Source organism: Clostridium sp. HBUAS56017 (assembly GCF_007115085.1).
In the GTDB taxonomy this organism is placed as follows: domain Bacteria; phylum Bacillota; class Clostridia; order Clostridiales; family Clostridiaceae; genus Clostridium; species Clostridium cibarium.
Genome location: NZ_SULK01000006.1, coordinates 1 through 21171, shown reverse-complemented (window position 1 = coordinate 21171; position 21171 = coordinate 1). Strand labels below are relative to the sequence as shown.

General features: G+C 30.0%; 22 protein-coding genes and 1 riboswitch. Of the genes, 18 read left to right on the top strand and 4 right to left on the bottom strand.

The window, feature by feature from the left end; genetic code table 11:
• The first annotated feature begins 4 nt into the window (after positions 1 to 4).
• From thiF to FAY47_RS07165, 7 genes are all read left to right on the top strand, one after another.
• The gene (gene thiF / locus FAY47_RS07195; RefSeq protein WP_143316023.1) at positions 5 to 808 is read left to right on the top strand and encodes a sulfur carrier protein ThiS adenylyltransferase ThiF; all 804 of its coding nucleotides are present in this window, start codon (positions 5 to 7) and stop codon (positions 806 to 808) included.
• Between the two features lie 17 nt (positions 809 to 825).
• Positions 826 to 1590 carry a thiazole synthase gene (locus tag FAY47_RS07190; protein WP_143316022.1) on the top strand — a complete coding sequence of 255 codons (765 nt, stop codon included), beginning with the start codon at positions 826 to 828 and terminating at the stop codon, positions 1588 to 1590.
• Between the two features lie 13 nt (positions 1591 to 1603).
• Positions 1604 to 2716 (top strand): 2-iminoacetate synthase ThiH, encoded by a 1113-nt coding sequence (gene thiH, locus FAY47_RS07185; RefSeq protein ID WP_143316021.1) that lies wholly within the window; start codon positions 1604 to 1606, stop codon positions 2714 to 2716.
• The gene (locus tag FAY47_RS07180; protein WP_143316020.1) at positions 2717 to 3274 is read left to right on the top strand and encodes a thiamine phosphate synthase; all 558 of its coding nucleotides are present in this window, start codon (positions 2717 to 2719) and stop codon (positions 3272 to 3274) included.
• Positions 3275 to 3326: 52 nt separating this feature from the next.
• Positions 3327 to 3623 (top strand): Dabb family protein, encoded by a 297-nt coding sequence (locus FAY47_RS07175; protein WP_143316019.1) that lies wholly within the window; start codon positions 3327 to 3329, stop codon positions 3621 to 3623.
• A 94-nt stretch (positions 3624 to 3717) separates the two neighbouring features.
• A riboswitch (Lysine riboswitch) is annotated at positions 3718 to 3887 on the top strand.
• Positions 3888 to 3996: 109 nt separating this feature from the next.
• Complete coding sequence (gene dapA / locus FAY47_RS07170) at positions 3997 to 4857, top strand: 4-hydroxy-tetrahydrodipicolinate synthase (RefSeq protein ID WP_143316018.1); 861 nt, start codon at positions 3997 to 3999, stop codon at positions 4855 to 4857.
• 118 nt (positions 4858 to 4975) lie between these two features.
• Positions 4976 to 5923 (top strand): hypothetical protein, encoded by a 948-nt coding sequence (locus tag FAY47_RS07165; protein ID WP_143316017.1) that lies wholly within the window; start codon positions 4976 to 4978, stop codon positions 5921 to 5923.
• Between the two features lie 92 nt (positions 5924 to 6015).
• Here FAY47_RS07165 and FAY47_RS20240 read toward each other — a convergent pair whose 3' ends face one another.
• Positions 6016 to 6162 carry a hypothetical protein gene (locus FAY47_RS20240; protein ID WP_185966758.1) on the bottom strand — a complete coding sequence of 49 codons (147 nt, stop codon included), beginning with the start codon at positions 6160 to 6162 and terminating at the stop codon, positions 6016 to 6018.
• A 251-nt stretch (positions 6163 to 6413) separates the two neighbouring features.
• Between FAY47_RS20240 and nrdD the strand changes: the two genes are divergently transcribed.
• Together nrdD and nrdG are read left to right on the top strand one after the other, a co-directional pair.
• The gene (gene nrdD / locus FAY47_RS07160; RefSeq protein WP_143316016.1) at positions 6414 to 8534 is read left to right on the top strand and encodes an anaerobic ribonucleoside-triphosphate reductase; all 2121 of its coding nucleotides are present in this window, start codon (positions 6414 to 6416) and stop codon (positions 8532 to 8534) included.
• A gap of 20 nt (positions 8535 to 8554) precedes the next feature.
• Positions 8555 to 9058, top strand: a complete 504-nt coding sequence (gene nrdG, locus FAY47_RS07155; RefSeq protein WP_143316015.1) for an anaerobic ribonucleoside-triphosphate reductase activating protein — start codon at positions 8555 to 8557, stop codon at positions 9056 to 9058.
• A gap of 69 nt (positions 9059 to 9127) precedes the next feature.
• Here nrdG and FAY47_RS07150 read toward each other — a convergent pair whose 3' ends face one another.
• Positions 9128 to 10099, bottom strand: a complete 972-nt coding sequence (locus FAY47_RS07150) for a pectinesterase family protein (RefSeq protein WP_143316014.1) — start codon at positions 10097 to 10099, stop codon at positions 9128 to 9130.
• A 133-nt stretch (positions 10100 to 10232) separates the two neighbouring features.
• On the opposite strand from FAY47_RS07150, the gene FAY47_RS07145 reads away from it, so the two are divergent.
• A complete protein-coding gene (locus FAY47_RS07145; RefSeq protein ID WP_143316013.1) occupies positions 10233 to 10418 on the top strand; it encodes a hypothetical protein in 186 nt (61 codons plus the stop codon).
• 22 nt (positions 10419 to 10440) lie between these two features.
• Positions 10441 to 11316, top strand: a complete 876-nt coding sequence (locus tag FAY47_RS07140) for a DUF6734 family protein (RefSeq protein ID WP_143316012.1) — start codon at positions 10441 to 10443, stop codon at positions 11314 to 11316.
• Here the strand turns inward: FAY47_RS07140 and FAY47_RS07135 are convergent.
• The gene (locus FAY47_RS07135; protein WP_143316011.1) at positions 11313 to 11585 is read right to left on the bottom strand and encodes a DUF1294 domain-containing protein; all 273 of its coding nucleotides are present in this window, start codon (positions 11583 to 11585) and stop codon (positions 11313 to 11315) included. The two genes, FAY47_RS07140 and FAY47_RS07135, sit on opposite strands and share 4 nt — an antisense overlap.
• Positions 11586 to 11666: 81 nt before the next feature.
• A complete protein-coding gene (locus FAY47_RS07130) occupies positions 11667 to 13691 on the bottom strand; it encodes a M6 family metalloprotease domain-containing protein (protein ID WP_143316010.1) in 2025 nt (674 codons plus the stop codon).
• 256 nt (positions 13692 to 13947) lie between these two features.
• Here FAY47_RS07130 and FAY47_RS07125 point away from each other — a divergent pair, with 256 nt between their 5' ends.
• From FAY47_RS07125 to FAY47_RS07095, 7 genes are all read left to right on the top strand, one after another.
• Positions 13948 to 14850, top strand: coding sequence for a chemotaxis protein (locus FAY47_RS07125; protein WP_143316009.1), 903 nt, complete (start codon positions 13948 to 13950; stop codon positions 14848 to 14850).
• Between the two features lie 174 nt (positions 14851 to 15024).
• Positions 15025 to 15255 carry a small acid-soluble spore protein Tlp gene (gene tlp / locus FAY47_RS07120; RefSeq protein WP_143316008.1) on the top strand — a complete coding sequence of 77 codons (231 nt, stop codon included), beginning with the start codon at positions 15025 to 15027 and terminating at the stop codon, positions 15253 to 15255.
• 94 nt (positions 15256 to 15349) lie between these two features.
• A complete protein-coding gene (locus FAY47_RS07115) occupies positions 15350 to 15886 on the top strand; it encodes a 2'-5' RNA ligase family protein (RefSeq protein ID WP_143316007.1) in 537 nt (178 codons plus the stop codon).
• Between the two features lie 144 nt (positions 15887 to 16030).
• Entirely contained in the window at positions 16031 to 18004 is a 1974-nt protein-coding gene (locus FAY47_RS07110) for a methyl-accepting chemotaxis protein (protein WP_143316006.1), read from the top strand.
• Positions 18005 to 18392: 388 nt separating this feature from the next.
• Positions 18393 to 20117: an oleate hydratase gene (locus FAY47_RS07105; protein WP_143316005.1), complete on the top strand. Its 1725-nt coding sequence runs from the start codon at positions 18393 to 18395 to the stop codon at positions 20115 to 20117.
• A gap of 26 nt (positions 20118 to 20143) precedes the next feature.
• A complete protein-coding gene (gene mscL, locus FAY47_RS07100; RefSeq protein WP_143316004.1) occupies positions 20144 to 20545 on the top strand; it encodes a large-conductance mechanosensitive channel protein MscL in 402 nt (133 codons plus the stop codon).
• A 119-nt stretch (positions 20546 to 20664) separates the two neighbouring features.
• On the top strand, positions 20665 to 21042 hold the full coding sequence (locus FAY47_RS07095; protein WP_143316003.1) for a CBS domain-containing protein: 378 nt from the start codon (positions 20665 to 20667) through the stop codon (positions 21040 to 21042).
• Positions 21043 to 21171: the final 129 nt, after the last annotated feature.

Here is a 21171-nt window from a genome sequence, read left to right as displayed (position 1 = left end):
ATTAATGAAAGTATTAATAAACGAAAAGGAAAGAGTTGTTGATAAGGCTTCGGTTTATGAGCTTAGAGATGAATTTAAAAAAAATGCTGATATTGTTATATTAAATGGATTCCCTATAAAAGATGATATTAATGTACAAGAAGGTGATAGAATCTGCTTTATAAAAAAAGGAGAAATGCCAAAAAAGGAGGAACTTGAAGCATTAATGGCAAGTCGTCATACTCCTAAGGTTCATGAAACTTTAAAAAGAGGAAAAGTAGCTATAGCAGGAGCTGGAGGGTTAGGCTCTAATGTAGCTATATCTTTAGCAAGAATTGGAGTTGGACATATAAAGGTTATAGACTTTGATGTAGTGGAACCAAGTAATCTAAACAGGCAACAATACTATATAAAGCATATAGGAATGAAAAAGGTATATGCATTAAAGGAAATTCTTACAGAGATTAATCCTTTTATAGAAGTAGAAGTGTTAGATTTAAAAGTTGAGAAAGATAATATTAAGGATATTTTTAATGGATTTGATATAGTAGTTGAAGCTTTTGATAATGCAGTATATAAAGCTCTTCTAGTAGGAGAAATATTAAAGAATTTCAAAAAAACTAAAATTATATCAGCCTCAGGTATGGCGGGATTTTATTCCAATAACATTATATATACTAAAAAAATAAATGACAGATTATATATTTGCGGAGATAGAATTCATGAAGCAGGGATAAATGAAGGGCTTATGGCTCCTAGGGTTGGAATTGTAGCTAACCATGAGGCAAACACAGTACTAAGACTATTATTAAATGAGATAGAAGTATAAATATTGGGGGAGTAGAAATGAATAAATTTATATTAGGCAAGCAGGAACTTAGTTCAAGGTTATTAGTTGGTACAGGAAAGTATGGAAATAATAAAATACTTCCAGATGTAGTTAAGGAATCAGGCACAAATATAGTTACTATGGCTGTAAGAAGAGTTGACCTAGATAACAAAGAGGAAAATATAATAGAATATATACCAAAAGATATAATATTACTTCCAAATACATCAGGAGCTAGAAATGCAGAAGAAGCTATTAGAATAGCAAGAATAGCTAAAGCTATGGGATGTGGTAATTGGATTAAAATAGAGGTTATTTCAGATACCAAATATTTAATGCCAGATAATTTAGAAACTCTTAAGGCTACTGAGGTATTAGTAAAGGAAGGATTTAATGTTTTACCATATATGAATCCAGACTTAATGATGGGTAAGCGGATGGCAGAGGCAGGGGCAGCGGCAGTAATGCCATTAGGTGCACCAATTGGAAGTAATAGAGGAATAAGAACAAAAGAACTTATAGAAATTATGATAGATGAAATAGATACACCTATAATAGTTGATGCTGGTATAGGTCGACCTTCAGATGCAGCACTTGCTATGGAGATGGGAGCTTCAGCAGTTCTAGTAAACACTGCACTTTCATCAGCTAAAGATCCTATAGCTATGGCTAAGGCATTTAAAAAGGCTGTAGAAGCAGGAAGAGAAGCATACCTAGCTGGTCTTGGAGCAGAAAGTACAAAGGGCAATGCATCATCTCCTTTAACAGGATTTTTAGGTTAAAGAGGTGGAAAATATGAGTGTATATGAATATATAAAAGAAAATACAGATTTTGATTTTTACGAAGCTCTAGATAAGATTACAGATGAGGATATAAAGAGGGCTATAAACAAGAAAAAACTTATGCCAGAAGATTTTTTAGCCTTAATCTCAAAAGGAGCAGAAAACTATTTAGAAGAAATAGCTCAAAAAGCTCATAAATTAACTGAGCAATATTTTGGGAAGACAGTGTTATTATATACTCCTATATATCTTGCTAATTACTGTGTAAATAAATGTGCCTATTGCGGATATAATCACGATAATGACATTCATAGAAAAAAATTAACCTTAGAAGAAATAGAGAAAGAAGCCATAGCTGTAAGTAAAAGAGGATTTAAGCATATTATCTTTTTAACTGGTGAGTCGCAAAAGGATACACCTGTTGAATATATAATTGATGCTACAAAGATACTAAAGAAATATTTTTCATCACTAGCTATAGAAATTTACCCACTAACAGAAGAAGATTATAAAAGGGTTGTAGAAGCTGGAGTGGATTCTTTAACTGTATATCAAGAATGTTATGATGAAAAAATATATGATAAGGTTCATGTAGCTGGGCCTAAGAAAAATTATAAGTTTAGATTAGATGCTATAGAAAGAGGCTGCAAAGCAGGAATAAGAAGTGTCAATTTAGCTCCACTCTTAGGATTAAATGATTGGAGAATTGAAGTTTATAAGATGATGCTTCATGGCTTGTATTTAAGAAAGAAATATCCAGAGGTTGAAGTGGGATTTTCTACTCCAAGAATTAGACCATGTGTAGGGGGATATAATGATTTAAAGGAAGTAAGTGATAAGGAATTAGTTCAAGCTATTATAGCGATGCGATTGATGTTCCCTAATTGTACTTTAAATATTTCATCAAGAGAAGGAAGAGGATTTAGAGAAAAGCTTATTCCACTTGGAGTTAATAAGGTTTCTGCTGGAGTATCTACTGCTATTGGTGGACATACAATGGACATGGAGGAAGCAGGAGAAGTTCAGTTTGATATAAACGATAGTAGAGATGAAAATGAAATGAAAGAAATGATAAGAAACATAGGTTATGAACCTATATTTAAAGATTGGCTGGGAGCATTTTAGATGAATGTAATAGGGGTTACCAACAGAAAATTGTGTGCTGATTTTTATAAGAGGATAGAAGAAATAGCTAAAAAAGATTTACAATATCTGATACTTAGGGAGAAGGATTTACTAGCTAAAGATCTAGAAATAATGGCTTTAAAAGTGATGGATATACTTAAAGGATCTGGGATGGGTTTGATAATAAATGGGAACTTAGGTGTAGCAAAAAAAGTTGAAGCAGCAGGGGTACAACTTTCTTTTAGGGATTTTATAAAAGGAAAAAGTATTAATTATGACGGAGTAGTAGGAGTATCTATTCATAGTTTTGAAGAGGCCATTGAAGTGGATAATAGAGGTGCTAGCTATATGATTTATGGGCATATATTTGAAACTGATTGTAAAAAAGGTGTTTTGCCCAGAGGACTTAAGGAATTTAAAGCTATATGTGAAAGTGTTACAACTCCTGTATATGCTATAGGTGGGATTACCAAAGAAAATGCACAGTTTGTAATGGATAGTGGTGCCTATGGTGTAGCATATATGTCTTCATTAATGAAGGGTAAAAGGTTGGAATAACCTTTTATAATATGTATAATATAGGTATAAGAGCGTAGAGGAGGAGTATAAAATGGTTAAGCATATAGTATTATGGAAACTTAATGATGAGGGAAAGAAAGATGGAGCTACTAAAGTAGTTACCTTATTACAAGGCAAATTTAAAGCACTTTTAGGTGTGGTAGATGGACTTAAGGCAATAGAAGTTGGAGAAAACTATAATGGTGGAGAATATGATATGACATTATATTGTGAATTTGAAAGCAAAGAAGCACAAGATAATTATCAAACACATCCAGCTCATTTAGAAATTAAGAAAGTAGTTCATACATTTGTAGATGGTAGAGCTTGCGTAGATTACGTAATTTAAATTTTAAAAGGCATTACAGTCAGTATTAAAAAATAATATGAATTGACATATTAAATAAAAAGATGTAATATGAAAAAAGTAAAATGTAATATGATGATATGGTAGAGGCGCTATATATAATTAGTATCTTATTTTAGTGGGCACACGTTTTGAGGATAAGAGAAAGGTATAATAGCCGAAGGATAAAAATATTTGCAATTTTTTATTCTGGGTATGCATATAATATATGTATAACTGTCACGAAAGTGGAGGGCTACAAATTTACAAAATTTCTATAAGTATGACTTTTTAGAATTGTTTTGCCCGTCATGAAAATGATGGGCTTTATTTTTGAAAAGGACAGGCCCTTACCTAGAATATGGAGGTAAGAAAAATGAAAATTAAAGGAATTTGGTTACCTATAGTAACCCCATTTAAAGAAGAAAAGGTTGATTTAGCATCTTATGAAAGGCTGGTAAATCATTATATTAATGAAGGGGTAGATGGAATAATGCCCCTTGCAACAACTGGCGAAACACCAACATTAACAGAAGAAGAGTATGAAATGTTACTAGAAAAGACTATGGAATTAACTAGTGGTAAAGTGGGAGTGTTTGTAGGACTTGGAGGAAATAATACTAAGGCTTTATTAAATAAGTTGAAATTAGTTGAGAAGTATAAGGTAGATGGAATTTTATCAGTAAGTCCTTACTACAACAGACCTGATCAAAGAGGTATTTATGAACATTTTAATAGAATTTCTGAAAATACAGATTTAGATATAGTTCTTTATAATATTCCATATAGAACGGGAAGAAATATAGAAAATGAAACTTTATTTAAATTAGCAGAAAAGAAAAATATTATAGGGGTTAAGGATGCTTCAGGAGATTTTAATAAGACTATAGATTTACTTCTTAATAGGCCAGAAGGGTTTAGTGTTCTATCTGGAGAAGATGCTTATTTTTATAATTCACTTTTACTTGGTGGAAATGGTGGTATTATGGCCTCAGCTCATTTAAGAACAAGAGATTTTATAAAAGTTTATAAGGATATAGAAAATAATGATCATAAGGAAGCATTAAAAACTTGGAGAGAATTAAGTAAGTTTATTCCTCTATTATTTAAGGAACCAAATCCTACACCTATTAAATATATTTTAGAGAAAAAGGGTTTAATTGATTCAGGGGAAGTAAGGTTACCTTTGGTTGAGATAACTGATGAACTAAAAAAAGAATTAGAATTTTTAATTTAATATTATTAAAAAAACTTCATTTCTATGTTAGAAATGAAGTTTTTTTATAGGGAGAAAAGGCTATTATTGCAATACAACTCATTAGTTGGTATAATTACCCACTGGAGGGTGAATAACGATGAAGAAAAAGATTTTAAAAGAACTAAAAGAAGAAATGCAATTAAACTATTTGAAAAAGGAAGGTGTTTTAACTGGCTATTATAGGGGATATAGTCTATCAATAGGTTCTTTGGATCTATATGGTAGATCATATATAATAGTACCAGTAAAGTGTGCAGAAGGATTTGGAGTAGATAGGATTAATGAGTTCCTTAAAACATTAAGAAAAAAATACAAATCAATATCTTTAGCTAATTACGAAGATTATAGAATAGCTTTAAATTATGCACCTAGATTTAGATGGAACAATAGGACAAAAGTTTATTTATCTATAATAAATGAAATAATTGATTTTTGTGTGCAAAATAATTTTGTAAGGTGCTGCGAAGTTTGTGGAGAAAATAATGAACTAAGTCCAGCGTTTGTTAATGGTGTGATAGTATCATGTTGCGGTGAATGTAAATTAGAGTTTAAAGAGTCATTGGAAAGAAACAAGGAGGCTCTTAGGGGGCAGAGAAGTAATATTCTTGGAGGAGTAATAGGTTCTTTTATTGGGGCTTTAATAGGATCGATAGTTTGGATTATAATATATCAACTAGGATATATAGCTGCTATAGGTGGACTAGCTATTTCTGTATGTAGCATAGTAGGTTATGAAAAGCTCGGAGGGAAACTGAATATAATAGGTATAGTTGTAACTTCGGTAATAACTATAATAGCAGTATTTTTAGCTCAATATATGTCTTTGGGCTTGGAAATATATAATACTTATAAGTTAGATGGATTTACTATTTTAAGTTCTATAGAATCAGTGCCAGTTTTTTTAGAAAACTCAAGTGTTTCTAGTGCTTTCTTCCAAGATCTAGCGATTGGATATTTTTTAACTTTAGTAGGATCAGTTTCATATATATCAAAAACATATAGAGAAAGAAATTTTAAGACTGAGATAAGAGATGTTAATTTGTAATATATAATAAATGAAGTTAAGGTATTACAAATATAAAATTTAATTTAGTAATAAAGCATAGGTTATTCCTATGCTTTATTTTTATAAAAATATTATTTGTAAGTTGTATTGTTTGAGGGTTCGTTTTCGCCAAAAGGACTTTTTTCATGAGCTTTGCTATTTATTTTATCTGAATAATTATTTGAAGTTGGGTCAGATTTGATTTTTTTTGTAGAAGAAAAATTATTTTTGTTGTCCATATTAACACCTCCTTTAAAAATATTTATTCTGTATTAGATTATCCAATTAAGAATAAAATATAAAAAAATTTATTTTTACAATCTGAGTATTTTAGATATTTCATAAGATTTTTACTGTAAATTTAAGTAAGATAAGCAAATTTTTAAAATGCAAAGAAAAAAGAATTGGTGTATAATAAATCATCAAATCAGTTAAAGTTGTATAAGAGAAATTAAGCTCAAACTATAACTAATGGGAGGAAATGGTGTACATGAAAATTATTAAAAGAGATGGTAGCACGGTGGAATTTAATAAACAAAAGATAAGAGATGCTGTTATAAAAGCTATGAAAAATGGTAGCGGTATTTACTTGCCAGATATAGCTAGATTAATAGCTAATGATGCAGAAAAGAAGTTTGATAAAGAAGAGGAAACTCCAACTATTTATAAGATTGAGAGTTATGTTTATGATAGATTAGTACACTATGGTCAATCTGTTACAGCAAAGGCTTACGAAGGATATAGAGCTGTGCAAGAATTTAAAAGAAATACAAATACAACAGATGAAAGTATTTTATCTTTACTTAGTAAAACTAACGAAGATGTAATGAAAGAAAATTCCAATAAGAATTCTGTTATAGCAGCAACACAAAGAGATTTAATTGCAGGAGAGGTATCTAAGGATATTTCACGAAGAAGATTAATACCTTCACATTTAGTGCAAGCACATGATGAGGGAATTATTCACTGGCATGATATGGATTATACATTGTCACCTATTTTTAATTGCTGTCTAATAAATTTAGAGGATATGCTTGATAATGGAACAGTAATAAATGATAAATTAGTTGAGTCTCCAAAGTCTTTTGGAACTGCTTGTACAGTTACTACTCAGATAATAGCTCAGGTAGCTAGTAATCAGTATGGTGGTCAAAGTATAACAATCAAGCACTTAGCTAAATATCTTAAAGTTACAGAAGAAAAGTTCTATAAATTCTATTTAGAAAAATATAAAGATGAGAATTTAGCTAAAGAATTAGCTAAAGATATGAAGCTTAAGGATTTAAAAGACGGTGTTCAAACTATAAGATATCAATTATCGACTTTACAAACTACAAATGGACAATCCCCTTTTGGTACGATTTATCTTGAGGTAGAAGTAGGGCATAAGTATGAAGAGGAAATGGCTTTAATCTGTGAAGAGATGATTAGGCAAAGACTTGCAGGAATGAAGAACTATAAAGGACAAGAAATTGGAGAAGCTTTCCCTAAATTAGTGTATTTATTAGATGAACATAATTGTCTTGAAGGTGGAAAATATGATTACATAACAAAGCTAGCAGCTGAGTGTACCGCTAAGAGATTAGTACCAGACTATCAATCAGCTAAAATTATGAGGATGAATTATGAAGGTAATACATTCCCTCCAATGGGATGTAGATCACACTTAAGTCCATGGAAAGATGAAAATGGAAATTATAAGTGGTATGGAAGATTCAACCAAGGAGTTGTGTCATTAAATTTACCTCAAATAGGTATTATTGCTGAAAAAGATATGGAATTATTCTGGGATATGCTAGATCAAAGACTAGAGCTATGTAAGGAAGCATTACTTGTTAGACATAATATGTTACTTAGTACGACTTCAGATGTATCACCAATACATTGGCAACATGGTGCTATAGCAAGGCTTGAGAAGGGTGAGAAGATAGATAAACTTCTTAAGGATGGGTATTCTACATTATCTCTTGGATATGTTGGTATACACGAAATGGTACAAGCGATGCTTGGGGTAAGTCATACGACTCCTGAAGGTGAGAAGTTTGCTTTAGATGTTATGAATCATATGACAGAAGCATGCAATAAGTGGAAGGAAGAAACTGGACTTGGATTTAGCTTATATGGAACTCCAGCAGAAAATCTAATATATAGATTCTGTAAGATAGACAAGACAAAATACGGAGAAGTTCCTGGTGTTACAGATAAGTTATATTACACAAATTCATATCATGTTCATGTATGTGAAGAAATTGATGCATTTAGCAAACTTAAGTTTGAATCTCAATTCCATAACATAAGTTTAGGTGGATGTATTTCGTATATAGAAGTTCCAGATATGAGTAGAAATTTAGAGGCTATTGAGCAAGTTATTCATTTTATATATGAGAATATTCAATATGCAGAAATCAATACTAAACCAGATATATGCTATAAATGTGGATATACAGGTGAAATTAAGTTAGATGAAAACTTAGAATGGTATTGTCCTTCTTGTGGAAATAGAGACGAAAGTGATATGCAAGTTATGAGAAGAACTTGTGGCTATATTGGTACGAATTTCTGGAATAAGGGAAGAACTGCAGAAATAGGAGATAGAGTTTTACACTTATAATTTTATAAGAAGGTGTTTTGGTGAAATATGCGGAAATAAGAAAATTTGATGTGTCCAATGGACCTAATGTTAGAACTACTCTTTTTGTAACTGGTTGTACTAATGATTGTGAAGGCTGTTTCAATAAAGATTTACAAAGTTTTAATCATGGTAATGTTTGGAGTAAGGATCTTGAAGAAAAATTTATATCTTATGTAAAAAATCCTAATGTATATGGTGTTAACATACTTGGGGGAGAGCCCATGGAACAAACAATGGATTCTGACTTATTTGATCTTTTAACTAGGGTGAAAAAAGAAACAGGTAAAACAATTTGGCTTTGGTCAGGATATACATTTCAACAGATTATGAATGATGATAAGAAAAAGAAAATTTTAAGTCTTGTAGATGTTCTTATTGATGGAAGATTTGAAATAAGTAAAAGAAATATAAGCTTAAAATACAGAGGTTCTGAAAATCAAAGAGTAATAGATGCAGTTAAGTCTATGAAAGAAAATAGAGTTGTTCTAATAGAAAAGATTTAATCAAAGATGTTTAAAGAGATGTTAAAAGCTCTTTAAACATCTTTTTTACTATTAGCTTTTTATTAAAAGCTAATCATATATATTCCAGCTATCATTTCCTTTAAAAATATTTGATAGTGAGTATTTTTTTACTTCATCTTCAGATAAAATATGACACCAAGGAGCTCTAGTTTCATTAGAAGCTCCAGGGCCATAACTATTATATTCAGCATAGAAGGCTTCTTTTTCTGCGGTAGGCTTGTCCCAAGAATGCCAGCCCTCTTTACATATATGCTCACCAAGATAGCAGTTAATAAAAACAGTTTTTGCATAGTTTCTCCATGGTCTACCTAGATATACAGTTTCTTTTGGAGCATCACTCGTTAGCTTACAATCTATAAATACATATCCGAATTCTTTTCCTTCTACAGTAGAGGCTGCAGAGACATAACCGTTAATTTTAGATTGTTTATCTTTTGAAAATATTTCACATCTATTAAATACAGCAGTGGCAGATCCAAAAATGAAATCTATATCTCCTTCTATATAGCAATCTTCATAATATTGTCTTCCTACAATTCTAGGTTTTTCATCCATAGGACCACCAAAATTATTTCCCTCTATAGATTTTGGTGGAAGAGGACCAGTAAATAGGGTATCTTGATTTCCAAGTAGTTTGCAATTCTTAAATTTAGCTTTATCCCCTTCTACATAAACAGCTACGGCTTGTCCAACAACATCTCCAGAACCTGCTGAATTCTCGAAGGTTAAATTTCTTGCTGTAAAATTATGAGCTCCAATAAAGATTGTATAAGTATTAAATGTTCTGTAAGCTTCGCCGGTTGAAAATGTTTTTTTTGCATAGTCATCGTAAGTTATTATTGTTTCCTTTGGATCTTCTCCTATAAGTGTCAAAAAAGGTGTGTCTATAAAAATCTTTTCTTTATAGATTCCCTTTTTAATAAAGATTTCAATAAGGCTCTTGTTATCTTTTGGAATAGAGTTAATTGCATCATTTATGTTATTATAATCACCTGTTCCATCTTTAGATATAGTTATCATTTTTTATACCTCTTTCAAATTGTTATATACATATATTATAACTAATTGTTGAAAATTGCACATTAATTTATATGTAAAATTAACCAATAAAGTGATATCATTACTTTAAGAAGGAAAAAAGGGGACAAGATTTATGCAAGAAAAAATTAAATTCCCATTAGTTATGGAAGATGGCAACATAATAAAAAATGAAGATGAATTGAAAAGATATTTAATTATTAAGGAATATATTTATAACGAAGCCAAAAAGGAAGAGAGCTCAGAATTTAAAGAATATTATGGAGACTATTTAGGTGGATATGGCATAGAGCTTATATAGAAGAAGGGATTGTAAAATAGTGATGGATGGATTTCATTCTAATTGGACTTTACCGTTTTTTAAAGTAAATAAAGATAAGGATTACTATATTGAAGATTTTGAAATCTTAACTACAATTTTATCTGCCTTAAAGTGGAGGCAGAATAATGGAAGGATTAAGATGGTAACCGATAGGAGAGGTGCTAATTATTATAATAAGATTGGTATTTGTTCTATTTGGGATTTAGGAATAGATGATAATTTAGATGATTATATAGATAATGATATTGACTCTAATATATTTTGGGCAGCAGGAAAAATATATGCTTTAAGGCATCAGAAAGTGCCTTGTGTAATGATAGATACTGATTTTATTGTATGGAGAAGCTTAAAAGAAAAACTTGTTGGTATGGATATATGTGCAATTCATAAGGAAAATATATCTAATGAGGTTTATCCAGATAAAAGTTATTTTAACATGAAGGAAAGCTATAAGTTTGATGAAGATTGGGATTGGAGTGTGTTACCTTCAAATACCGCCTTAACATATATTTCAAATGATGAATTTAAGAAGTACTATGTAAATTCTTCAATAAAGTTTATGAAAGGAGTAGCAGCAAGTAGTGATAGACTAGTAAATATGGTATTTGCAGAGCAAAGATTATTTTCAATATGTGCAGAAAAGATGAATAAGAAGTCTTATGAATTTATGAATTTAGAAGACTTAACAAATGGAAAGCAGAACTACTTTTCTCATATATGGGGTTATAAAGATGTCATGAGAAAAGATTTTAAAAAGAGGGTTCAGTTCTGCGTTAAATGTATAAGGCGTATTATTAAGGACTTTCCAGAATATGAGGGCGTTATAGCAAATGTGGAAAGTTTAAATCGTTATTACAAAATAGCTAAAAGTAATTAATATGAACATTTTTCCATTAAATATAGAGCGATTAATATTTCAGTAATTAAAATTAGTGGAACTCCAATAGTAAATTTTTTGTGCTTAGTTTTATGTCTAAAAAAAGACATACCTAAAAGCATACCAATTGATCCTCCGAGGATGGATAAAGTTAAAAGATTAGCCTCGCTTATTCTCCATTTATTATGTTTAGCTTTTTGCTTATCTATAAACATGGCTAAACAAGCTATAAAATTAATTGCAATAAAATATAATATTAAGATTAACATAAATTACTCCTTTAAATATAAATTATAGGTGGAAAAAATCCACCTATAACTACTTATTTTTATTATATTATACCATATAAATTAAGCGTAAACTTTCCATTCAAGGATACCAGTTGATGCAGAATTGTTAGAATTCATTTCAATTGCTATGTTACTTGTCTTTATTGGAGCAAAGGTTGTTGTATTAAATTTATTTGGTGAGATACCTAAGCCAGAGGCGTTTGGAACATCAAGCCAATTGCTACCATCCCAATACATTATTCTATAAGAAGATGGAACATCTATACCGCCATTATCTTTAAACCAATAAATATCAGTTTTTGAAATAGTGTACTCTTTATCAAAGGCGTATTGAACCCATTGAGTATCAGTTTTTGGCCAATTGCCATAAACAGGATGGTTCCTATCATTAGAATTTGTAGGTGTAAAACCATCATTTAGTGCTGCAGTAGTCTCCCATGGAGAACAATATGAAGTTGTTATAGTAGCTTTAGATGCTATGTTTCTTAAAGTTGGGTTTACAACAGTGCCAGCAGATTTAACAAAAGTCATATTATCACCAATATCGCTAATGTTTGAAATATCTAATCCTGAAGATGTATTATTAAACCATTTAGAGCTTGGACTACTTGTGTTATTAAATGTGTTGTTAAAGCCAGTGTGGAATAAGTCACCATATGCTCCGCCGTTTATATTTTTTTCTATTTCAAATTTATTATCAGCTTGTACAACTGAAACTTTATTATGGTGGGTATTACCATAGTCTGAATTATCTCCAGTTTCATCAATATGCCATATCATTAATCCTGAATCAGGAAGGGAAGAATATCTACCTGCCTTTTGTAAATTCTCAATTAAATAATATTCCTTTGGATTATTTCCTGACCATTTATATACTGGTTGACTACCATTTCCGTTAGAAGTAGCAGTTATTGTAGAGTTATTACTGTAAGAGTTTAGATTAAGGGTAGTATTCCATCCTGTCATAATATTTCTACAATATGGATCAGGTGGTTCAGGATTCTTTACATCTGTAACATTAGACATAAGGCTATATGCACCGCATCCATTTGATTTATAGGTGTAATCATATAGGTCTGGATATTCAAAAAGAAGATGTCCATTTTCGTGGCAGATAGTGAAGAGAGACAAATCAGAACCTATGTTACTTAATTCAAATCTTTGAATGTTTACACCATTAGCAGTAAATACATTGCTAAGATAATCTTGATGTGGCCACAATCCTTTTGCCCATCCGCAATCAGCTTCTCCAGCATAAAGAATATTAACTCCTTTAACGTATCCGTTTGAATCTGTAGTTAAGGTTGAAAAATCAAATCCATTAGACTTAAGCCAGTTTAGTGCTTCATTTGCAAGTTCGCCAGAAGTTCTATAATCACTTATATTTTCATTGTCATAATACGATTTATTATGTTTTGCTGTATAAAATGTAGTAACTGTATTTGTATAAGTTACTTTTCCACCTGAAACATCATAAAAGAAATCTCTAACAGACCCGTTGTTGGAGAATCCTGTGTAACCAGGTAGATTAAAGAAGTTATTTATTTCTTCCCCAGATATATCACTATCCTTATCAGGGAAGTTAACTAAAATTGTTAATCCGTTTATCTTACCACTTGCTGATGCCTTAGGGGCAGATTTTGCTTGAGAAATAGTTTTGTTTGAAAGAATATCCTTTTTTACATCTTCTCTTTTTTCTTCTTCAGATTCTTTAGATATCTTTAAATGTTTAGTTTTATTAACAGATTTACTTTCTCCAAAGATATTATCAAAAAATGAATTTTTTTCATTCTTATCAGTACCGTCATATACTTTATCTGTAGCTACAAGATCAGTATTGTCGTTATTTATCGATGCATAACAGATCCAACCATCAGAATTTCTGCAAAGAGTAAACCCATCTAAACTTTCTACCTGTTGATAATATTCATCTCCAGTGATTTTAACCTTTACTTCAGTATTATCAGGTTGTTTAAGTGTGGATAATTTATCATGGACAGGTGCTGCACTAGCGTAAAGGCTTGTCCCTAAGCAAAGTGAACCAGATATGATAAATAGCAAAGATGCTTTTTTGAATTTGTTCATTATTGAACCTCCTAAATGTATATTGTGCAATTATTCATAAGTAGAAAAAATAGAATATTCCCCCTTTCCATGTCGAAAGTTAATGAAATTGCAATAACAATATACATAATTAAGGTAAAATATACAATATATATCAAGGGAATTTAAGGTAAATTTAAGTGAAAGACAATATTAAAATTATATTGTATAATAAGTGATATAAAGAATTAATATAGACTGTCGATAATAAAATATAAAAATTAAAGGGGTAGAGAGTATGAATAATAATATCTTATTAGAATCAGGTACTGGAGAACTAGAAGTTATTGAATTTATTGCTAATGGTACTCATTATGCAATAAATGTAGTAAAAGTTAAAGAAGTAATAGAAATGCCAGCAAGTGGATTGACAACATTACCAGATCCTAAGCCTGAAATAGCTGGACTTATTCTTTGTAGAAATGAAATTCTTACATTAATTGATTTAAAATATATTTTAACTAAGAGAAATGCAGGAAAACTTGGTAAAAAGGTAATAGTATGTGAATTTAATAAAATTAAAGTTGCTTTTAATATAGATGATATAGTAGCAGTTCATAGAATCAAATGGAGTGATATAAGAAAACCGGATGAATTAGTTGAAGATACATTATCTGTTGGAAATATATTATTAGGTGAAAAATTAATTATTATGTTAGATTTTGAAAAGATAGTTACAGATATTTCTCCAAATACAGGAATTAGCGAGGATAGACTAGTTGATGTAGATTATAAAGATAGATCTAATGTAAAGTTAGTTTTAGCAGATGATTCTCCATTAATCAGAAGACTTCTTAAGGAGACTTTAACAAAGGCTGGTTTCAAAGATTTAAGAATTTTTGATGATGGACAACAAGCACTTGATTTCTTAAATGCTTTAAAGGACAAAAAAGGAGAAGACTTTACTAAAGATGTTCAAATGGTTATTACAGATATTGAGATGCCACAATTAGATGGGCTTACACTTACAAGAAAAATAAAAGAAGATGTTGTTTTAAGTAAGTTACCAGTAGTAATATTCTCATCATTAATAACAGATGAGTTAAGACATAAAGGTGAATCAGTTAAGGCAGATGCGCAGTTGAGCAAACCAGAGATAGAAGAACTTGTTGAGACTATAGACAAGCTATTAAACGTGTAAATTGTTATACTAAAAGACATAAAATTTCTTTTGAAGTTATATGTCTTTTTGTTTTTGAAAAAATAGGAGAAGAGTAATTTGTAATTTTGTACATAATAAAAATGTAGATAGAAATAATAAGAAGTGAATATGATTTTTAATGTATTAATATTATATTAAAAGGAGATGTAACTTATGAAAAATAAACCAGATGACAGAAGAGACAATGTGGAGAGAATTCAACATAATATTTCAAATACTATTAAAAATATTCATCTTGGTGAAGAAATGATTGAAAAAACAGATGATAGAAAGACGAAGGTGGATCTTACTGAAAAAAATAAAAGAAGAGAAGAAGCTCTTGATGGAATGAGATCAGAAATTAAAGACGAGGCTATAAATGAAAAAGTAGGTATAGAACATTAAAATAAAAAGGCAGCTTGAAGGAGCTGCTTTTATTTTTAATTATACTAGTTTTAATATTTATAGAAAATAATAAATATTTTATGGAGGAATCTATATGAGATATGTGGTTGTATCTTTAGTAAAAGGTGAAGCGGGAAAATTCAATAATGACTTGAGAAAGGAAGTATGGCAAAGGTTTAAAGCTAAATCATCTAAGTTACCAGCTCACTTTACAATAAAAGCTCCTTTTGAATATTGTGGAGATATATCATTACTAGAGAATGTACTAGAAAAATTTTGTGAAAAAGAGAAAGCTCAAAAGTATGAAATAGATGGATATGGGCATTTTAATGAAAGAGTTATTTATATGAATGTAAATATGTCAAAGGAAGGTAAGGCTCTTCATGATAGATTAATTTCAGAAATGAGTTTAATTCCATATATCAAATTTGATAAAAAAGATGGTAAGAATAAGATATTTCACGTAACAATAGCATCAAAAAATTTAGGACCAATTTATGATAAAGTATGGGGATATGTTAATGAAAACTTATGTGATTTTAATGATTGCTATTTTGATAATATAGTAATATACAAATGGGAGGATAATACTTGGAAAGTTTTTAAAGAATATAATTTGAAACTCTTGTAAAATAATTGATTATGAGTATATTAATGTAAAAGTTAAAATTTATGTACCAATATGATAATATACTGTTAAAAATATTGGCGAAAATAGGTAAAAGGGTGTATAATATTGTAGCAATAGATAAAATTATTACTACGAGGTGAGAACATGAGAAAAAAGAAAAGTTTAAAGGCTACGCTAATGGCAATAATAATATCATTAGCTGCTTTGCCGGTAATTGTTATGGGGGTTACATCCGGAATGGCTACCAGTAGAAATACACAAAGCAATTTTGTTAATAATGGAACATTATTAATGAGTATAGCTAAAGATACCATAGAGGAAAGAATTAAAGGTTACGAAGATACTTTAGAAACAGTAATAAGAAATGGTAGCTTTACTGATTTGCAAAAGTTAAAAGAAGAAATGGGACTATTAAAAGATAATGATAATAGCATATTAAATATTTACTATGCTGATGAAAAAACTGGTTCTATGACTCAAGTGCTTAATAATGAATTGCCAGCAGGATATGATCCAAGAATTAAGCCTTGGTATAAAGATTCAGTTTCAGATAAAAGTAAATATGTAATACATAGTCCTTATCAAGATATACTTACAGGAAAATTTGCAACTACTATTTATAAAGCAGTTTTTAAAGATAATAGTGTAATTGGTGTAATGTGTATTGATATAGATTTAAATGGGTTAGCGGATAAATTGTCAAGTATAAAATATGGAGAAACAGGGGAATTAATTATCGCGGATAAGGATGGACTTGTTGTTTCTAATAGTGATATGAGTAAGATTGGCGGGCAGGAGCCAAAAGAATATGAAATATGGAATAATGTGCTTGATAGCAATGAGGGAAATTTAAACTTCAATTATAATGGGACAAAATATGAAGGTCATTATGATACATCAGAGATAACAGGATGGAAGTTAATGTTAAAGATACCTTCTAGTGAGTTAAGACAAGATGAAAAAAGAGATATAATTACTACCATAGTAATACTTATAATATTAATAATTATATCTTCATTAATATCTGTATATGTAGCAAGAAAAGTTGGTAAGAGTATTAATATACTTAAGGTTGGAATGGAAAAGGCTGCTAAAGGTGAATTTGATTCGGATATACATATTCACAGTGAAACAGAGGAATTTGTAGTTTTGGAACATAGCTTTAATGAAATGAGATCAAATATCTCAACTTTAATTAGGCAAGTGGATGACTCAGTTAAGAAGTTAAATGAAAATACTAATAATTCTGCTGATATGAGTGAGGATATAGCATCTTCAATGGGACAAGTTTCTAATACAATAACAGAAATATCATCAGGTACAATGGAATCAGCCACTGGTCTTGAAAATATTTCTGGTAATATGGATTCTTTATCTAATGGAATGGACAAGATAAAGGATGGAATCAATCGTATTAATGATATGGCTAAAGAAACTAATCGTCTAGGAGAAAAAGGAATATCTGTTGTAAAAACAGTTATGGACAAATCTAATGAGACGAAGAAGAGCACTGAAGAAGTAAGTAAAGTTGTATCTGAAGTTTCTAATAGTGTTAGCAGAATAGAAGAAATAAATAAGGCAATAAGATCTATTACTGAAGAAACAAGTATTTTGGCATTAAATGCAGCTATAGAAGCTGCTAGAGCTGGGGAAGCAGGAAAAGGCTTTGCAGTTGTGTCAGAAGAAGTAAGAAAGCTTGCAGAAGAGACTGCAATTTCAGCAAAACAAATTGATGAAATAATTAATGAAATAAATGATAGTGCAAGATTAGCGGTAGCAAAGGTGGCTAATACAACAAATACTGTTAATACTCAAGAAGAAGCAGTAGCAGAATCACAAGAAATATTTACAGAAATTGTATCTTCTATAGAAGAGTTGTCTAATAAGTTTAACTTAATAGTTAATGGAGCAGAATCTATAAATACTATGAAGGATGAAGTTGTTAACCAAGTTGAAAATCTTTCATCTATATTAGAGGAAACAGCTGCAGGTACAGAAGAGGTAACAGCATCTGCAGAAGAAGTTTCAGCTTCAACAGATGAATTCGTACATAGTATAAATGAATTAAAGGATATGGCAAATATTCTTAAAGAGCAAGTTTCTAAATTTAAATTCTAATATGAAAAATACAAGAGTCAACATGCTCTTGTATTTTTTAATTACTCTTAAAAAGAGCTTACTTTAATTTTATACTTAAGTTTATAAACGAATAAAAGTAGAATTTATATCTGAATATATAGAAATAATATTATAGTAATAAGTGCATAAAAGAATAAATTTAAATTATGATTATGTTTTAAAAGCATTAAATAGTGGAAAGAATGTTATTTCAGAAAAACCATTAACTTAGCAGATAACAAATAAGAGATATATAATTATTAGAAGATTAGGGAGCATACTAAAATGTTACCTAATCTTTTTTTATTAATATAGAATCTGTATAATTACCAGCTATTTAAAAAAAACTATAACTATAGAAATTAAAAAAGAAAGAGGGGAGAGTTATATGAATAAAAAAACAAATAGAAAAAATATATTAATTGCATTAGGTGCAGTAGCAAGTATAGCAGCAACTGCAGCTACCATAAATGCTAAGAAAATAAGGGATAATAAAAAGTTAGAGGAACTTGGAAAGCTAAGAATAAATTATGGAGATAAACAGGTATATTTCATAGGTGGAGGCTTATCATCATTAGCTGGTGCATCTTATCTTATAAGGGATTGTAATTTCAAAGGAGAAAATATACATATTTATGAAGGACTTAGTGTATTTGGAGGAAGTAATGATGCTTCTGGTGATGAAATTTCTGGTTTCCTTTCTCGTGGTGGCAGAATGTTAAACGAGGAAACCTATGAAAACTTTTGGGAACTATTTTCTAGTATCCCATCCTTGGAGCTAGAAGGAAAAAGTGTAACTGAGGAAATACTGAATTTTGATCATTTACATCCAACCCATGCTCAAGGAAGATTAATAGATAAGCATGGTGTGATTCAAGATGTAAAGAGTATGGGACTTAATAACGCTGATCGTTTAGCAGTAGGTAAATTAATTATGACTTCAGAAGAAAGTTTAGATGAAATGACTATAGAAGAATGGTTTGATGATACCCCTCATTTCTTTGAAAGTAACTTTTGGTTTATGTGGCAAACAACATTTGCTTTTCAAAAATGGTCTAGTATATTTGAATTTAAACGTTACATGGAAAGAATGATTCGAGAAGTTTCACGTATAGAAACATTAGAAGGTGTTACACATACACCATATAACCAATATGAATCAATTATAATTCCATTAAAAGCTTATCTAGATAAAAATGGAGTGAAATTTATTAAAGATACTAGAGTAAAAGATTTAGAATTTAAACCAGGAGAAGATATTACAGTAACTGCTATACACGTAGAAAATGATAAGGGTGAAAGTGTTATAAAACTAAATAGTGGAGATATATGTATTATGACAAATGGATGCATGACTGATTCAACTACCATAGGAGATTTTTCAAAAGCTCCAGATTATAATCCAAGAGTGCCAATGTCAGTTGACCTTTGGATTAAGGTGGCAAGAAAGAAAATAGGGTTAGGTAATCCTGAACCATTTTTTATGAATCCAGATGAAACAAATTGGGAAAGTTTCACTGTAACTTGTAAAGGAAATAAATTAATAAAATTAATTGAAAAATTCACTAATAATATTCCAGGCAGTGGAGGATTAATAACTTTTAAAGATTCAAACTGGCTTATGAGTATAGTTATTCCAGCTCAGCCATACTTTAAAAATCAACCTCTTGAAACAACTGTTTTCTGGGGATATGGTTTATATACTAATAAAAAAGGAAACTATGTTGAGAAATCAATGAGAGAATGTACTGGAGAAGAAATTTTAATAGAGCTACTACATCATCTGCATTTTGATAATGAAATTAATTCAGTTATGGAGACTGTAGTAAATGTTATACCATGTTTGATGCCTTTCGTAGGTGCACAATTTCAACCAAGAAAAAAGAGCGATAGGCCAAAGGTTGTACCAAAAAACTCAACAAACTTTGCTATGATTGGACAATTTGTTGAAGTTCCAGAAGATATTGTTTTCACTGAAGAATATTCGGTTCGTTCAGCAAGAATGGCTATATATAATCTCTTTAATATAAAGCATAAGGAAATCTGTAAAGTGACTCCATATAAGAGAAATCCAAAGATCTTAAAGAATGCATTAAAAGCACTTTATAGATAAAATTCAATATTTGGAGGGATATATATATGTTAAAGGAATTTAAGGAATTTGCAGTAAAGGGAAATGTAATAGATTTAGCTGTAGGTGTTGTTATTGGAGGTGCTTTTGGGAAGATAGTAACTTCTATGGTAAATGATATAATTATGCCTATAGTTGGAGCATTAACTGGTGGAGTAAATTTTACATATTTAAAATTCGTAATTAGAGGAGCTAGTGGTGATATTCCAGCAGTTACACTGAACTATGGGAATTTTATTCAAAATGTAGTGGATTTTTTAATTGTATCATTTTCTATTTTTATGTTTATAAATTTAATTAATAAGATTAAGAGAGAAAAGAGGGCAGAAGAGAAAAAGGAAGAAGAAGTAAAGGAAAGAGAGGAAGTTACTTTATTGCAAGAAATAAGAGATTTATTGAAAAATAAGTAGATATAAAAATTCTAAATTTTCAAAAAAGTTATTTTAAAAATATATATTATATAGTAAAATGCTAATATAGGATAAAATTTATCTTATATTAGTATTTTAAAGCAAAAGGGGAGAATTTTATGGAGATAAAAAGTATTATTAAATCAGAAAATTACACAGTAAAAGAAAACGATACCATAGATAAGGTTTTAGAGATGATGGACAAGCTTCATATTAATGGTATACCTGTAGTTAATGATTCAGATAATTTAGTAGGGATGGTTGTTAAAGCAGATATATATAGATTTATGATAACGCCAGGTCATTATGATAGTTGTCCAGTAGAGTGGGTAATGTCTAAGTCGGTAATTTACGCTGAAGCTCAAGATGATGTTTTAGCTATAGCTGAAAGACTTAGAAAAAATAATATTAATTCAATGCCTGTAGTTGATAATGGTGAAGTTATAGGAACTATTAGTGTTGAAGATTTAGTTGATTATTTTATGAAAAGTAAATAAAGATTGGATTTATAGATAAAGAAGAATTTCTACACTTAGAAATTCTTCTTTATTTATGTGTGCCCAGCATGGGCACGTACTAGTCGGTGAAAGTCCGATATGGGGGTTGATAGTGCCAACCATTAGCTT

Coding starts and splice junctions, on each gene's coding strand:
- thiF (WP_143316023.1), top strand. CDS start 5: ATGAAAGTATTAATAAACGAAAAGGAAAGAGTTGTTGATAAGGCTTCG.
- FAY47_RS07190 (WP_143316022.1), top strand. CDS start 826: ATGAATAAATTTATATTAGGCAAGCAGGAACTTAGTTCAAGGTTATTA.
- thiH (WP_143316021.1), top strand. CDS start 1,604: ATGAGTGTATATGAATATATAAAAGAAAATACAGATTTTGATTTTTAC.
- FAY47_RS07180 (WP_143316020.1), top strand. CDS start 2,717: ATGAATGTAATAGGGGTTACCAACAGAAAATTGTGTGCTGATTTTTAT.
- FAY47_RS07175 (WP_143316019.1), top strand. CDS start 3,327: ATGGTTAAGCATATAGTATTATGGAAACTTAATGATGAGGGAAAGAAA.
- dapA (WP_143316018.1), top strand. CDS start 3,997: ATGAAAATTAAAGGAATTTGGTTACCTATAGTAACCCCATTTAAAGAA.
- FAY47_RS07165 (WP_143316017.1), top strand. CDS start 4,976: ATGAAGAAAAAGATTTTAAAAGAACTAAAAGAAGAAATGCAATTAAAC.
- FAY47_RS20240 (WP_185966758.1), bottom strand. CDS start 6,162: ATGGACAACAAAAATAATTTTTCTTCTACAAAAAAAATCAAATCTGAC.
- nrdD (WP_143316016.1), top strand. CDS start 6,414: ATGAAAATTATTAAAAGAGATGGTAGCACGGTGGAATTTAATAAACAA.
- FAY47_RS07150 (WP_143316014.1), bottom strand. CDS start 10,099: ATGATAACTATATCTAAAGATGGAACAGGTGATTATAATAACATAAAT.
- FAY47_RS07145 (WP_143316013.1), top strand. CDS start 10,233: ATGCAAGAAAAAATTAAATTCCCATTAGTTATGGAAGATGGCAACATA.
- FAY47_RS07140 (WP_143316012.1), top strand. CDS start 10,441: ATGGATGGATTTCATTCTAATTGGACTTTACCGTTTTTTAAAGTAAAT.
- FAY47_RS07135 (WP_143316011.1), bottom strand. CDS start 11,585: ATGTTAATCTTAATATTATATTTTATTGCAATTAATTTTATAGCTTGT.
- FAY47_RS07130 (WP_143316010.1), bottom strand. CDS start 13,691: ATGAACAAATTCAAAAAAGCATCTTTGCTATTTATCATATCTGGTTCA.
- FAY47_RS07125 (WP_143316009.1), top strand. CDS start 13,948: ATGAATAATAATATCTTATTAGAATCAGGTACTGGAGAACTAGAAGTT.
- tlp (WP_143316008.1), top strand. CDS start 15,025: ATGAAAAATAAACCAGATGACAGAAGAGACAATGTGGAGAGAATTCAA.
- FAY47_RS07115 (WP_143316007.1), top strand. CDS start 15,350: ATGAGATATGTGGTTGTATCTTTAGTAAAAGGTGAAGCGGGAAAATTC.
- FAY47_RS07110 (WP_143316006.1), top strand. CDS start 16,031: ATGAGAAAAAAGAAAAGTTTAAAGGCTACGCTAATGGCAATAATAATA.
- FAY47_RS07105 (WP_143316005.1), top strand. CDS start 18,393: ATGAATAAAAAAACAAATAGAAAAAATATATTAATTGCATTAGGTGCA.
- mscL (WP_143316004.1), top strand. CDS start 20,144: ATGTTAAAGGAATTTAAGGAATTTGCAGTAAAGGGAAATGTAATAGAT.
- FAY47_RS07095 (WP_143316003.1), top strand. CDS start 20,665: ATGGAGATAAAAAGTATTATTAAATCAGAAAATTACACAGTAAAAGAA.